This is a genomic window from Citrobacter sp. Awk 4 (genome assembly GCF_028069725.1).
Classification (GTDB): domain Bacteria; phylum Pseudomonadota; class Gammaproteobacteria; order Enterobacterales; family Enterobacteriaceae; genus Citrobacter_D.
This window is the reverse complement of sequence record NZ_JANEWG010000001.1, coordinates 51280-65708: the sequence shown is the minus strand read 5'-3', so window position 1 is coordinate 65708 and position 14429 is coordinate 51280. Positions and strand designations below refer to the sequence as shown.

Below are 14429 nucleotides of genomic sequence, written 5' to 3'. Positions count from 1 at the left end.
ACCATACCGATAACAAAGCTGATATTTATAACAGCTTCAGGAAATTCCAGGCAGTATTGCCCGATTTTTAACCCCTGTCTACTGGGTTAATTCGACGCTCTGGTTGTCGATAAGACGCGCCTGGCCCAGCCATGCAGCAACAAGGATGACCGCACGTTTGCTGGTATCCGTTAATTCCAACAGGGTGTCGGCATCACGGATCTGAATATCATCAGCGCGGAAGCCTTTTTCGTTGAGCTCTTGCTCGGCAATGGCGATCATCTCTTCGCAGTCCCGATTTCCGGCCTGTAATTTCCCGGCAATACCCTTCATGACTTTGTGTAAGCCAGGGGCGATTTTACGTTGTTCAGCCGTCAGGTAGCCGTTACGAGAACTCAGGGCCAGACCGTCTTTGGCCCGGATGATAGGTACGCCAACGATTTCAATGTCGTAGCCCATATCGGCAACCATTTTGCGGATGAGCGCCAGTTGCTGAAAATCCTTCTCGCCAAAGCAGGCGACGTCTGGCTGCACCAGATTGAATAACTTGCTGACGATAGTGGAAACGCCGCGGAAATGGCCCGGGCGACTGGCCCCTTCCAGCATGGTGGAGAGGCCCGGTACGTCAACGTAGGTCTGCCCTTCGGTACCGTGCGGGTAAATTTGGTCAGGCGCGGGAGCAAAGACCAGATCGACTTTGCGCTTGTTCAGCTTTTCGCAGTCTTCCTGCAGCGTGCGGGGATAACGCACCAGATCGTCCGGACGGTCAAATTGCATCGGGTTAACGAAAATACTGACCACCACGACGTCAGCGCGGCTTTTGGCTTCGTCAACCAGTTTCATATGACCATCATGCAGGTTGCCCATGGTGGGGACCAGTGCAACACGTTTGCCCTCCTGACGCAGACGACGGATATGCTGGCGTAGCAGCGGCAGGGTTTCAATAATTAACACAACAGGACTCCTTTAGTGGCCTGATTATCCGTAGGCCTGATAAGTGCAGCGCCATCAGGCGTCTCTGCACAAATGCCGGATGGAGACACCACACGTATTATCCGGCCTACACGATCCAAACGTTGCTTAATGAAAACTGTGTTCTTCGCCCGGATAGACGCCGGACTCCACCTCGGCAATATACTGCCGCACTGCGGCGCGGATGTCGCCCGCTTCTGCCAGGAAATTTTTGGCAAATTTTGGAATATGTCCACCGGTGATACCAAACGCGTCATGCATCACGAGGATCTGCCCGTCGGTGACGTTGCCTGCGCCAATACCGATCACCGGAATGGAAAGAGCTTCAGTGATCCGCTTCGCCAGTTCGACCGGAACGCACTCCAGTACCAGCAACTGTGCGCCTGCCGCTTCCAGTGCCAGCGCGTCGTCGAACAGCGTCTGACCGGCATCGCCGCGCCCCTGAATTTTATAACCACCGAAGATATTGACTGATTGTGGCGTTAAACCCAGATGCCCGCAAACCGGAACCGCGCGTTCTGTCAGCATTTTTACGGTATTCACCAGCCACGCGCCACCCTCGATTTTGACCATGTTCGCGCCCGCGCGCATGACCACCGCCGCATTCTCAAACGCCTGTTCTGGCGTGGCGTAAGCCATAAACGGCAGGTCAGCCAGGATCAGGCTGTTCGGCGCGCCGCGACGTACAGCTCGGGTGTGATAGGCAACGTCCTCAACGGTCACTGGCAGGGTGGTATCGTGGCCTTGTACCGTCATGCCAAGTGAGTCGCCCACCAGCATCACGTTCAGCCCTTCATCAGCAAACAGTTTGGCAAAGCTGTAGTCGTAAGCGGTAATGGTGGCGAAGCGTTTTTTGTCTTGTTTGTGTTTCTGCAGTAACGAAATGGTAGTCGGTTTCATAACATTTCCGGATCATAAAAGTATCATTATCCGGCATTCTAACAGCAGCAGTCAGGGGGGCAATTATTTTAAGGAAATGATTAATGCGTCCGCAGAAAATGTTAATCGGGACGTCAAAGTTACCAGAGGGCAGGCTTTTCTGCTGCCAACAGAGTGAGTTGCTGGTGCAATGTGATGCCATCTGGAAATACCCACTCAGGTGCAATTTCAAACAGCGGCCACAGCATAAAGCCACGGTTTTTCATGTCATAGTGGGGAATGGTCAGGCGTTCAGTGTTAATCACGTGATCGCCAAACAGCATGATATCGAGGTCCAACGTGCGGGGTCCCCAGCGCTCCGCTTTACGAACACGCCCCTGTTGTAACTCAATACGTTGGGTATGGTTCAGCAGCGTTTCCGGCAGAAGCGTCGTTTCCAGCGCCACGGCGGCGTTCAGATAGTCGGGTTGATCCTGCGGTCCCAGCGGTGGGGTGCGGTAAAACGAGGAGAGCGCGACAATCCGGCTTTCCGGGATCTCACCCAGCGCCTGAATTGCCGCATTAACCTGCTCCAGTGGAGAGGCCAGATTACTGCCAATTGCGATATACGCAAGGGTCATGCACTGCCCTCACGACGCGGAGCGCGTTTGCGTGGGCGGCGATGACGTCGACGGGCGGCCGGTTCTTCATCCAGCTCGTTCAACATGCCTTTTTGCTCAGGTGGAGCAGAGACCTGAAATTCTCCCCACCACTGCGCCAGACGCTGCAGTTCAGCGTTGTTTTCTACTTCTGCGCGCAGAGCCAGTAAATCGTAAGCCGCACGGAACTTAGGATGTTCCATCAGCTTCCAGGCGCGTTTACCCTGACGGCGAGACATACGCAACTGGAGCTGCCAGATATCACGCGTGAGCGATGTCAGGCGTTTGGGGATCGCCAGCGAGCGGCAAGCTTCGTCCAGCACATCATTCATGGCTAATGCAAACGCGTCGTAATAAGACAGACCGCTCTCTTGCGCAATTTTCTGCGCCATCTCAAGCAACGGGTACCAGAACATAGCGGCGAACAGGAATGCCGGGTTGACGCGCATATCATTGTGGATACGGTTGTCGGTGTTCTTCAGTACTTGCGCGATGATGCGTTCCATTGCGCTATCGCCGTTTTCGGTGAAATAGCGCGTGATGGTCGGGAACAGGGGCTGGAACAGACTGTATTCGCACAGTTTTTTATAGGTTTCGAAACCATATCCCGCCTGCAGAAGTTTCAGCGATTCTTCAAACAGACGTGCAGGAGGAATATCATTGAGCAGTGCCGCCAGGCGCGGAATAGGCTCTGCGGTTTCCGGACTGATACGCATGTCGAGTTTTGCCGCAAAACGGACAGCGCGTAACATACGTACGGGATCTTCGCGGTAACGCGTTTCCGGATTACCGATCAGACGGATCACGCCGTCTTCCAGATCCTTCATGCCGCCGACATAATCACGCACGGTAAAATCAGCCACGCTGTAATAGAGGCTGTTGATCGTGAAATCACGACGTTGCGCATCTTCTTCAATAGATCCAAAGATGTTGTCGCGCAACAGCATGCCGTTTTGTCCGCGCTGAGACGTGGTGCGGTCAGTGTCGCCGCCTTCATGATGACCACGGAAGGTGGCCACTTCGATGATTTCCGGGCCAAACATGACGTGGGCCAGGCGGAACCGGCGACCAACCAGACGACAGTTGCGAAACAGTTTACGTACCTGATCAGGCGTCGCGTTGGTCGTTACGTCGAAATCTTTCGGTTTTTTGCCGAGCAGAAGATCGCGCACACCGCCGCCGACCAGCCAGGCTTCGTAACCCGCCTTATTGAGCCTGTACATTACCTTCAGGGCATTTTCACTGATATCTTTGCGGGAAATTCCGTGCTGTTCACGCGGGATTACCGTCATATGAGGACGGGCGACGACCAGTTCAGCCTCGCTCTCTTCGCGACTTAGCACTTTGCGGCAAAAATTAGCGACTCGGGTAAAAATAGTGCACCTCGGTAGTGTCAAACTTCAATCAGGACAAAAAAATAGCGGCTAATCATAGCTCAGCATGACGCGTTTGAGAACGCTGAATTTACAATAGACGATGCAGGCACTGTCGCAAGCGTCCAGTTCTTCACCGCATATTGCAGCAATTCTTCCACATTCATGTCCTGCCATTCTAACGCGACGTTCTGACCCAGGAAGCGTAATGCATCAATAAGTACCGGGCGCGGATCGCCATGCGGCAGCGCAGGTGCATGATTCTGCTTGGAGAGTTTAGCGCCTTGTTCGTTGAGCGCCAGCGGAAGATGAATATAGTCAGGCGCTTGCCAGCCGAATTGTTGATACAACGAGATTTGTCGAACGGTGGGTTCGATTAAGTCCGCGCCGCGCACGATTTCCGTGATGCCCTGAAAATGATCGTCCACCACCACGGCGAGGTTATAGGCAAACAAACCGTCGCGACGATGAATAATAAAATCTTCTTGCGCCAGATGACGGTCCGCCTGGATATCCCCGCGCAGCACATCATAAAACTCGGTGACGGGGCGCTGTTGTTTAATACGCACGGCAGCGTGTTCCGGTCCATGAGCCAGATTGCGGCAGTGGCCGTCGTAGATCCCGCCAAGGCTTTGGATCCGGGCACGCGAGCATGTGCAGTTGTAGCTCAGACCTTGTTCACAGAGCCAGGCCAGCGCTTCCCGGTAGGCATCATGGCGCTGGGATTGCCACACTATGTCGCCGTCCCAGTACAGACCGTAATGTTCCAGCTGACGCAGGATAGTGTCTGCGGCACCGGGAACTTCACGAGGAGGGTCAATGTCTTCAATGCGCACTCGCCAGATACCCTTTTGCGCACGCGCCCGTAAGTAACTGCCCAGGGCTGCGATCAACGAACCAAAGTGTAGCTCGCCGGAAGGGGAAGGGGCGAAACGGCCAATATAGTGTGAGTCTGTCATGTCTTAAGAAACATAAAAAAATAAGGCGGGAGTGACTCCCGCCTGGATTGAAGGTGGCTAAAATGGCCGGGATTAACCCGCCATTTGTTTTTCGCGAATCTCAGCCAGCGTTTTGCAGTCGATGCACAGATCGGCTGTCGGACGCGCTTCCAGACGACGAATACCAATTTCCACACCGCAGGATTCGCAGTAGCCGAAATCTTCGTCTTCTACTTTCTTCAGCGTTTTCTCGATCTTTTTGATCAATTTGCGTTCACGATCGCGGTTACGCAGTTCAAGACTGAACTCTTCTTCCTGTGCGGCACGGTCCACCGGATCAGGGAAGTTCGCAGCTTCGTCCTGCATATGAGTTACAGTGCGATCGACTTCATCCCTAAGTTGATTACGCCATGCTTCCAGAATACGTCTGAAGTGCGACAGCTGGGCTTCGTTCATATACTCTTCGCCCGGCTTCTCCTGGTACGGCTCCACCCCAGCGATGGCGAGAATACTCAGGGACGATGTTTTACGGTTTTGCCCTTCTTGCATGTTGCTTCTCCTTAACACGCACTATCGATCCCCATGTTCGGGGGAAAAATCAGGTCGCTATAAATAGCAGATGCTTTTCCGGATAGCAATTATCTATACGTAACACTTGACAACCCTGTGAGGAAAAGCGTATTTGCGCACGCGGCCAGAATACTAATTAACCAGTTGTTTTTACCACTACAATGTAATGGGCAACGGTTCATTAAGAGTCATGCCTTCGGCAGAAAGTTCCGCTTTATAAACCAGAATTTCTACCCCCTTTTGTTGTGCTTCAATCAGGAGTCGCGCATATTTTGCATCGATATGCCGCGCGGGTGAAAACCGTGTAATGGCTGTGTGCAGCACCGCAAATAACACCACGGCGCGATGGCCAGCAGCCGCTACGCTCATCAGTTCCCGAAGATGTTTCTGACCTCGTTCAGTAACGGCATCGGGAAAATAACCATACTCTTTTTCCGCCAACGTAACCGATTTTACTTCAATATAGCAGTCGGGTCGGGAATCTGCCTGTAACATAAAATCAATTCGGCTGCGTTCGACGCCATATTTTACTTCGCTTTTCAATACACTGTAGCCTGACAATTCCGGCAGGTGGTTATTTTCTATTGCCTCTTTCGTTAATCGGTTCGCCCACAACGTATTTACGCAAATGAATGCGCCGGACTGCGTTTCAGTTAATTCCCAGGTATGAGGATATTTTCGCTTCGTATTTTCTGACGTCGAATACCAAACGGTATCGCCTGCTGTCGCACAACCGGTCATTGCCCCTGTATTAGGGCAGTGCAACGTTAATTCCGTGCCGTCGGGCGTGGTGACATCGGCCAAAAAACGCTTATAGCGCTGAATCAGCGTCGCACGCTGTAAAGGGGGAGAAAATTTCATCTGAAGTCCTTGATTATTCGGCAAGCGTCCAGCGTTGTAGTGCTGTATATCGTGTACGTCCCCGCTCGAACGACGAGGCATAAAGGGAAAATTCTGTCACCGGAAACGACCAGCAAAAACCTGGCGGCGGAATTGCCACGGCGTGACTGGCGTCGCGCAGCAGGGTGATATGCGGATGAAAAGGTTGAGGACTCTGATAACAGCCGCTGCGTGCGGCCTGCGCCCGCAACATGTTGGCCAGTTGCAGCAGTCCCCGTGGCGGCTGGCGCATCCCCAGCCAGACAACGCGCGAACGTAGCCACTGGCCCGCGTCATCCAGGTTGAGCGTAAATCCTGGTTGACGAATGCGCCCGGCAAGCTGTGACAGCGCCTGTTGTTTTTCCGGGCTGACTTCGCCCAGGAAGGCTAGCGTCAGATGCAGATTTGCGCTGGCCACCGGACGACCCTCCTCGGGGGCAAAATGGGCGGCGCGCCAGGTGATAATTTGCTCACGAACAGGGCCGGGCAATTCAATCGCAAAGAACAGCCGTTTTGGCTCAGTCATGATGGGTACTCGGTTATGAATTAACGCGATGCTACAATGCAGCGCGAAGAAAGTTAACCCTCTGGAGTCATTTGTGACGTCGTTGCCTGTAGCCGCTGTACTGCCTGAACTGCTCACAGCCCTTGATAACGCTCCCCAGGTCTTATTGACCGCACCAACCGGCGCCGGGAAATCAACCTGGCTGCCGCTGCAGTTTCTGACGCATAAAGGTATCCAGGGGCGGATTATCCTGTTGGAGCCACGCCGTCTGGCGGCGCGCAATGTGGCACAGCGACTGGCGGAACTCCTGAACGAAAAAACCGGTGAAACGGTAGGCTACCGGATGCGGGCGCAAAGTTGCGTAGGGCCGCAGACGCGCCTTGAAGTGGTCACCGAAGGCGTGCTGACCAGAATGATCCAGCGCGACCCGGAGCTTAACGGCATCGGGATGGTGATCCTCGATGAATTTCACGAGCGCAGTGTGCAGGCTGACCTTGCGCTGGCGCTGCTGTTGGACGTACAGCAGGGGCTGCGTGATGATTTAAAACTGCTGATCATGTCCGCGACGCTGGATAACGATCGCTTACAGCAGCAACTGCCGGATGCGCCAGTGGTGGTCTCTGAAGGGCGCGCCTTTCCTGTCGAGCGTCGATACCAGCCACTGGCGGCTCAACTGCGTTTCGATGAGGCGGTGGCGATTGCCACGGCGGATTTGCTGCGCAGCGAATCGGGGTCGTTGCTGCTGTTTTTACCCGGCGTGGGGGAGATCCAGCGCGTACAGGAACACCTGACTTCACGCGTGGGGAGCGATGTTCTGCTTTGCCCACTCTACGGCGCATTGTCGTTGGATGATCAGCGGAAAGCCATTTTGCCTGCGCCAGCCGGGATGCGCAAAGTGGTGCTGGCAACCAATATTGCTGAAACCAGTTTAACCATCGAAGGGATCCGTCTGGTGGTGGACAGCGCGCAGGAGCGCGTGGCACGTTTTGACGCGCGAACGGGGCTCACGCGCCTGATAACCCAGCGCGTCAGTCAGGCCTCCATGACACAGCGTGCAGGGCGTGCGGGACGACTGGAGCCGGGTATCTGTCTTCACCTTCTTCCTAAAGATCAGGCAGAAAGAGCAGCGGCGCAAAGTGAGCCTGAGATTTTACAAAGCGACCTGTCGGGTGTGTTGATGGAGTTGTTGCAGTGGGGATGTCACGATCCCGCCGAGCTCACCTGGTTAGATCTTCCGCCAGCGACCAATCTACTGGCGGCTAAGCGGCTGTTACAGATGCTGAACGCACTGGAGGGCGATCGCCTGAGCGCAACCGGTCAAAAAATGGCGGCGCTCGGCAACGATCCCCGACTGGCGGCGATGCTGGTTAGCGCCAGCAATAGCAGTGAAGCCGCAACGGCTGCAAAGCTTGCGGCGATGCTTGAAGAGCCGCCGCGGGGAGGGAACAGTGATTTAAGCGTCGCGTTTTCACGCCATCATCCAGGCTGGCAGCAGCGCAGTCAGCAACTTCTGAAGCGGCTCAACATGCCAGCCACGGAACCGGACAGTCATTTCATAGCCCCGTTGCTTGCCCAGGCATTTGCCGATCGCATCGCGCGTCGGCGCGGGCTGGATGGACGCTATCAACTGGCAAACGGGATGGGGGCAAAACTGGATGCCGATGACGCGCTGGGCCGCCATGAGTGGCTGATAGCGCCACTGCTGTTGCAAGGGAGCGCTTCACCGGATGCGCGTATTTTGCTGGCGCTGCCGCTGGACATCGACGCGCTTATTCAGACGTGTCCCGCACTCTTGCAGCAATCCGATACGGTTGAGTGGGATGACGCGCAAGGTACGCTGAAAGCGCTACGACGGTTGCGTATCGGGCAACTGACGGTAAAAGTTCAGCCGCTTGCCAAACCTTCTGAAGACGAACTGCATCAGGCGATGCTGAATGGCATTCGCGATAAAGGCTTAAGTGTGCTCAACTGGACGCCGGAAGCCGAGCAGCTACGCCTGCGTTTGCACTGTGCGGCAAAATGGCTGCCGGAGTACGCGTGGCCTGCCGTGGATGAGGCTTCTTTGCTGGCTAGTCTGGAATCCTGGTTACTGCCGCAGATGACCGGTGTGCATTCTCTGCGTGGGCTTAAGGCCGTGAATATTGGTCTGGCGTTACGCAGTTTGCTGGACTGGTCTATGCTGCAACGTCTGGATAGTGAACTGCCTGCGCATTACACTGTGCCGACGGGAAGCCGGATAGCCATTCGCTATCATGACGATAACCCGCCTGCGCTGGCCGTCAGAATGCAGGAGATGTTTGGAGAAGCGCAAACACCTACTATTGCTCAGGGGCGCGTTCCGCTGGTGCTGGAGTTATTATCACCGGCGCAGCGACCGCTGCAAATCACGCGGGATTTAAGTGCGTTCTGGCAGGGCGCCTACCGTGAGGTGCAAAAGGAGATGAAAGGACGCTATCCCAAACATGTGTGGCCGGACGATCCGGCGAATACCGCGCCGACGCGGCGTACCAAAAAGTATTCGTAATATTTGTAGGCCGGGTAAGTGAAGCGCCATCCGGCAAAACAGCCCAATAATTGAGAGATTTCTTCTTCTGTCCTCTGGCGGAAGAACAGAGAATCAGGCCCTTGCGCCTGAACGTTGTGGAGAAAAAGCATGGCCGGGAATGACCGCGAGCCAATCGGGCGTAAAGGGAAACCGACACGTCCGGTGAAACAAAAAGTGAGCCGTCGTCGACTCAGAGATGAAGAGTATGACGACGATTATGATGATGACTATGAGGATGAAGAACCGATGCCGCGTAAGGGTAAAGGCAAAGGCGGTAAGCCTCGTGGTAAGCGCGGCTGGGTCTGGCTGTTGCTAAAACTGTCGATTGTTTTTGTGGTGCTGATTGCCATTTACGGCGTCTATCTGGATCAAAAAATCCGTAGCCGTATTGATGGCAAAGTCTGGCAATTGCCTGCGGCAGTCTATGGCCGCATGGTGAACCTTGAGCCGGAAATGCCGGTCAGCAAAACCGAAATGGTGAAGTTGCTGGAAGCGACGCAGTATCGTCAGGTGTCGAAAATGACGCGTCCTGGCGAGTTCACCGTGCATGCGAACAGCATTGAGATGATTCGTCGCCCGTTTGACTTCCCGGATAGCAAAGAAGGGCAGGTACGGGCGCGTTTGACGTTTGATGGCGATCATCTCGACACCATCGAGAACATGGACAACAACCGCCAGTTCGGTTTCTTCCGTCTCGATCCGCGCCTGATCACGATGCTCTCTTCACCGAACGGCGAACAGCGTCTGTTTGTACCGCGTAACGGCTTCCCGGATCTGCTGGTGGATACGCTGTTAGCGACCGAAGATCGTCATTTTTATGAGCATGATGGGGTCAGCCTGTATTCCATCGGGCGCGCGGTGCTGGCGAACCTGACGGCCGGACGTACGGTGCAGGGGGCGAGTACGCTGACTCAGCAACTGGTGAAAAACCTCTTCCTCTCCAGCGAACGTTCCTACTGGCGTAAAGCCAACGAAGCCTACATGGCGCTGTTGATGGATGCGCGTTACAGCAAGGACCGTATTCTCGAACTGTACATGAACGAAGTGTACCTCGGTCAGAGCGGCGACAATGAAATTCGCGGCTTCCCGCTGGCGAGTTTGTACTATTTTGGGCGTCCGGTTGAGGAACTGAGCCTTGATCAGCAAGCCTTGCTGGTGGGGATGGTGAAAGGGGCGTCCATCTATAACCCGTGGCGTAACCCGAAACTGGCGCTGGAGCGTCGTAACCTGGTATTACGTCTGCTGCAACAGCAGCAAATCATTGACCAGGAACTTTACGAAATGCTGAGCGCGCGTCCGTTGGGCGTACAGCCGCGCGGCGGGGTGATCTCTCCGCAACCGGCGTTCATGCAGATGGTGCGTCAGGAGCTACAGGCGAAGCTGGGCGACAAGGTTAAAGATCTCTCCGGGGTGAAGATCTTCACGACGTTTGACTCGGTGGCGCAGGATGCCGCAGAGAAAGCCGCCGTTGAGGGGATTCCGGTACTGAAGAAACAACGCAAACTCAGCGATCTGGAAACGGCGATCGTGGTGGTTGACCGCTTCAGCGGCGAAGTGCGTGCGATGGTGGGCGGGGCTGAACCGCAGTTTGCCGGTTATAACCGCGCCATGCAGGCGCGTCGTTCCATTGGCTCTCTGGCGAAACCGGCGACCTATCTGACCGCGCTCAGTCAGCCGAAGTTGTATCGTCTCAATACCTGGATCGCCGATGCGCCGATTGCCCTTCGTCAGCCAAACGGTCAGGTCTGGTCGCCGCAGAACGATGACCGTCGCTACAGCGAGAGCGGTAAAGTGATGCTGGTGGATGCTCTGACGCGTTCAATGAACGTGCCGACGGTGAATCTGGGGATGGCGCTGGGACTGCCTGCCGTCACCGATACCTGGCTGAAACTGGGCGCGCCGAAAGATCAGCTTAATCCGGTGCCAGCGATGCTGCTCGGGGCGTTGAACCTGACGCCAATCGAAGTCGCGCAGGCGTTCCAGACGATCGCCAGCGGCGGTAACCGTGCGCCGTTGTCGGCGTTACGTTCGGTGATTGCTGAAGATGGCTCGGTGCTTTATCAGAGCTTCCCGCAGGCGGAACGCGCGGTTCCGGCACAGGCGGCCTATATGACGCTGTGGACCATGCAGCAGGTTATACAGCGTGGTACCGGACGTCAGCTGGGTGCGAAATATCCGGGACTGCATTTGGCCGGTAAAACCGGGACCACCAACAATAACGTGGATACCTGGTTTGCCGGTATCGACGGTAGCCAGGTCACCATTACCTGGGTGGGCCGTGATAACAACCAGCCAACCAAACTGTACGGCGCCAGTGGTGCGATGTCGATTTATCAGCGTTACCTGGCCAACCAGACGCCAACTCCGCTGGTGTTAACACCGCCGGAAGACATTGTGGATATGGGCGTGGATTACGACGGCAACTTTGTGTGTGGCGGCGGAATGCGTACGCTCCCGGTCTGGACTACCGATCCTGATTCGCTGTGTCAGCAGGGAGAGATGATGCAACAACCGCAATCGGGTAATCCGTTTGACCAGTCATCTCAGCCGCAGCAGCAGCAACAACAGCAACCGCCGCAGCAGGAGAAGAAAGACGGTGACGGCGTAGCAGGCTGGATAAAGGATATGTTTGGCAGTAATTAATGCCCTCAAAACCCGCTTCGGCGGGTTTTTCTTTGCCGTCAGGTAAGGCAAATTCACCTGACTCATTAACCCCTTTTTTTCATCTGGTTATTTCTTAACCCCTCAGTTTTCATAGGGTCGCGTATCGCTTGCGATCTCGCCAGCGTTTCGAATATCATGCTGCCGTCATAATAATAATTCTCGTTTACGTTATCATTCACTTTTCATCAGAGATATACCAATGGCGCGTTATAAAACTGCTCAGCCAAACTACTCGCTGCGTAAAATCGCAGTCGTAGTAGCCACAGCGGTTAGCGGCATGTCTGTCTATGCACAGGCAGCGGTTCAACCGAAAGAAGAGACCATTACTGTTACTGCCGCACCTGCCCCGCAGGAAAGCGCATGGGGACCCGCAGCCACCATCGCAGCACGACAGTCCGCTACGGCAACCAAAACGGATACCCCTATTCAAAAAGTTCCACAGTCTATTTCTGTGGTCACTGCCGAAGAGATGGCGCTGCACCAGCCTAAATCCGTAAAAGAGGCGCTCAGCTATACCCCCGGTGTGGCGGTGGGCACTCGTGGCGCGTCAAACACTTATGACTATCTGATTATCCGCGGTTTCGCTGCCGATGGCCAAAGCCAGAATAACTATCTGAATGGCCTGAAGATGCAGGGCAACTTCTACAATGATGCGGTTATCGACCCTTATATGCTGGAGCGCGCTGAAGTGATGCGCGGTCCGGTTTCCGTTCTGTACGGAAAGAGCAACCCGGGCGGCTTACTGAATATGGTCAGCAAGCGTCCAACCACGGAGCCCCTGAAAGAAGTTCAGTTTAAAATGGGCACCGACAACCTGTTCCAGACCGGGTTTGACTTCAGCGATTCGCTGGATGACGATGGCGTTTACTCTTATCGCTTAACCGGCCTGGCGCGTTCCGCCGATGCGCAGCAGCAAGGCGCAGAAGAACAGCGTTACGCCATCGCGCCGTCTTTCTCCTGGCGTCCGGATGACAAGACCAACTTCACCTTCCTCTCTTATTTCCAGAACGAGCCGGAAACCGGTTACTACGGCTGGTTGCCGAAAGAGGGGACCGTGTCTGAATTGCCGAACGGTAAACGTCTGCCTACCGATTTCAACGAAGGCGCTGATAACAATACCTACTCTCGTAACGAGAAGATGGTGGGCTACAGCTTCGATCACGAATTTAACGACACCTTTACCGTGCGCCAGAACCTGCGTTACGCGCAAAATAAGGTTTCGCAGAAAAGCGTGTACGGATACGGCATGTGTTCCGATCCGCTCTATTCGAGTAACCCGTCCACCAGTCCTTGCGCCAGTGTTCCGCAGTCTGAGTGGGGGCATACGCTGACCCGTCAATATGTTATCGATAATGAGAAGTTAGAGAACTTCGCCGTTGATACCCAGTTGCAGAGCAGCTTTGCGACAGGCGACGTCGACCATGTCCTGCTGACTGGCGTCGACTTTATGCGTATGCGTAATGACATTGATTCCTGGTTTGGCTACGCCGGCTCAGTTCCGCCGTCTGACATTTACAACCTTGACCGCGGCGACTTCGATTTTGGTTCACATCCTGGTCCTTCAGGCCCTTATCAAGTGCTGAACAAGCAGAAGCAGACAGGGTTGTATATCCAGGATCAGGCGCAGTGGGATAAAGTTCTGGTAACATTGGGCGGTCGTTATGACTGGGCCGATCAGGAGTCGTTTAACCGTGTTTACGGTACTCATGATTCCCGTGATGATCGAGAGTTCACCTGGCGTGGCGGTGTTAACTACCTGTTCGATAACGGTGTGACACCTTACTTCAGCTACAGCGAATCGTTTGAACCGTCTTCACAGACTGATGCGCAAGGCAATCTGTTTGCCCCTTCAAAAGGCAAACAATACGAAGTCGGCGTGAAGTATGTACCGAAAGATCGCCCGATCGTGATTACCGGTGCGCTGTATCAACTGACGAAAACCAACAACCTGATGGCGGACCCGACGGCGGGTTCATTCTTCTCGGTTGACGGTGGTGAGATCCGTGCGCGTGGCGTTGAGATCGAAGCGAAAGCGGCGCTGTCAGCAAGTGTTAACATCGTCGGTTCATATACTTATACCGATGTTGAATACACGACGGACACCAAATACAAAGGCAACACGCCTGCACAGGTGCCGGAACACATGGCATCACTGTGGGGGGATTACACCTTTTATGATGGCGCATTGTCTGGTCTGACGCTGGGTACCGGGGGACGTTTTAGCAGCTCAAGCTATGGTGACCCGGCAAACTCCTTTAAAGTGGGCAGTTATGCCGTTATGGATGCGTTAGTACGCTACGACCTGGCTCGCGTGGGTATGGCGGGTTCCAACGTGGCGCTCCACGTCAACAACCTGCTTGATCGTGAATACGTCGCCAGCTGCTTCAACACGTATGGTTGCTTCTGGGGCGCGGAACGTCAGGTTGTTGCAACCGCAACCTTCCGTTTCTAATTTCTCTTAGGGCACGGTTTTCCGTGCCCGCTATA

The 14429-nt window shown here is 54.7% G+C and carries 11 protein-coding genes; 3 read left to right on the top strand and 8 right to left on the bottom strand.

Annotated features, from left to right (window positions below; translation table 11 throughout):
* Positions 1–78: 78 nt before the first annotated feature.
* The 8 genes from panC to thpR all read right to left on the bottom strand — a co-directional run bounded on the left by panC (position 79) and on the right by thpR (position 6754).
* On the bottom strand, positions 79–933 hold the full coding sequence (panC, locus tag NNO04_RS00295; RefSeq protein ID WP_271442963.1) for a pantoate--beta-alanine ligase: 855 nt from the start codon (positions 931–933) through the stop codon (positions 79–81).
* Between the two features lie 126 nt (positions 934–1059).
* Positions 1060–1851: a 3-methyl-2-oxobutanoate hydroxymethyltransferase gene (gene panB / locus NNO04_RS00290; protein ID WP_271442962.1), complete on the bottom strand. Its 792-nt coding sequence runs from the start codon at positions 1849–1851 to the stop codon at positions 1060–1062.
* 119 nt (positions 1852–1970) lie between these two features.
* Positions 1971–2450, bottom strand: coding sequence for a 2-amino-4-hydroxy-6-hydroxymethyldihydropteridine diphosphokinase (gene folK / locus NNO04_RS00285; protein ID WP_271442961.1), 480 nt, complete (start codon positions 2448–2450; stop codon positions 1971–1973).
* The gene (gene pcnB, locus NNO04_RS00280; RefSeq protein WP_271443039.1) at positions 2447–3844 is read right to left on the bottom strand and encodes a polynucleotide adenylyltransferase PcnB; all 1398 of its coding nucleotides are present in this window, start codon (positions 3842–3844) and stop codon (positions 2447–2449) included. The genes folK and pcnB overlap by 4 nt, the downstream gene beginning before the upstream one ends.
* A 59-nt stretch (positions 3845–3903) precedes the next feature.
* Positions 3904–4800 carry a tRNA glutamyl-Q(34) synthetase GluQRS gene (gene gluQRS, locus NNO04_RS00275; protein ID WP_271442960.1) on the bottom strand — a complete coding sequence of 299 codons (897 nt, stop codon included), beginning with the start codon at positions 4798–4800 and terminating at the stop codon, positions 3904–3906.
* Between the two features lie 72 nt (positions 4801–4872).
* A complete protein-coding gene (gene dksA / locus NNO04_RS00270; protein ID WP_003829221.1) occupies positions 4873–5328 on the bottom strand; it encodes an RNA polymerase-binding protein DksA in 456 nt (151 codons plus the stop codon).
* Between the two features lie 177 nt (positions 5329–5505).
* Positions 5506–6210 (bottom strand): DNA/RNA nuclease SfsA, encoded by a 705-nt coding sequence (gene sfsA / locus NNO04_RS00265; protein WP_271442959.1) that lies wholly within the window; start codon positions 6208–6210, stop codon positions 5506–5508.
* Positions 6211–6223: 13 nt separating this feature from the next.
* Positions 6224–6754, bottom strand: coding sequence for an RNA 2',3'-cyclic phosphodiesterase (thpR, locus tag NNO04_RS00260; protein WP_271442958.1), 531 nt, complete (start codon positions 6752–6754; stop codon positions 6224–6226).
* Positions 6755–6827: 73 nt separating this feature from the next.
* On the opposite strand from thpR, the gene hrpB reads away from it, so the two are divergent.
* From hrpB to fhuA, 3 genes are all read left to right on the top strand, one after another.
* Positions 6828–9257 carry an ATP-dependent helicase HrpB gene (hrpB, locus tag NNO04_RS00255; RefSeq protein ID WP_271442957.1) on the top strand — a complete coding sequence of 810 codons (2430 nt, stop codon included), beginning with the start codon at positions 6828–6830 and terminating at the stop codon, positions 9255–9257.
* Positions 9258–9386: 129 nt separating this feature from the next.
* The gene (gene mrcB / locus NNO04_RS00250; RefSeq protein WP_271442956.1) at positions 9387–11921 is read left to right on the top strand and encodes a bifunctional glycosyl transferase/transpeptidase; all 2535 of its coding nucleotides are present in this window, start codon (positions 9387–9389) and stop codon (positions 11919–11921) included.
* Positions 11922–12141: 220 nt separating this feature from the next.
* The gene (gene fhuA / locus NNO04_RS00245) at positions 12142–14394 is read left to right on the top strand and encodes a ferrichrome porin FhuA (protein ID WP_271442955.1); all 2253 of its coding nucleotides are present in this window, start codon (positions 12142–12144) and stop codon (positions 14392–14394) included.
* Positions 14395–14429: the final 35 nt, after the last annotated feature.

Excerpts from the sequence above, each read along its gene's own strand:
- sfsA (WP_271442959.1), bottom strand. The coding sequence starts at position 6,210 with ATGAAATTTTCTCCCCCTTTACAGCGTGCGACGCTGATTCAGCGCTAT.
- panB (WP_271442962.1), bottom strand. The coding sequence starts at position 1,851 with ATGAAACCGACTACCATTTCGTTACTGCAGAAACACAAACAAGACAAA.
- thpR (WP_271442958.1), bottom strand. The coding sequence starts at position 6,754 with ATGACTGAGCCAAAACGGCTGTTCTTTGCGATTGAATTGCCCGGCCCT.
- fhuA (WP_271442955.1), top strand. The coding sequence starts at position 12,142 with ATGGCGCGTTATAAAACTGCTCAGCCAAACTACTCGCTGCGTAAAATC.
- folK (WP_271442961.1), bottom strand. The coding sequence starts at position 2,450 with ATGACCCTTGCGTATATCGCAATTGGCAGTAATCTGGCCTCTCCACTG.
- mrcB (WP_271442956.1), top strand. The coding sequence starts at position 9,387 with ATGGCCGGGAATGACCGCGAGCCAATCGGGCGTAAAGGGAAACCGACA.
- gluQRS (WP_271442960.1), bottom strand. The coding sequence starts at position 4,800 with ATGACAGACTCACACTATATTGGCCGTTTCGCCCCTTCCCCTTCCGGC.
- dksA (WP_003829221.1), bottom strand. The coding sequence starts at position 5,328 with ATGCAAGAAGGGCAAAACCGTAAAACATCGTCCCTGAGTATTCTCGCC.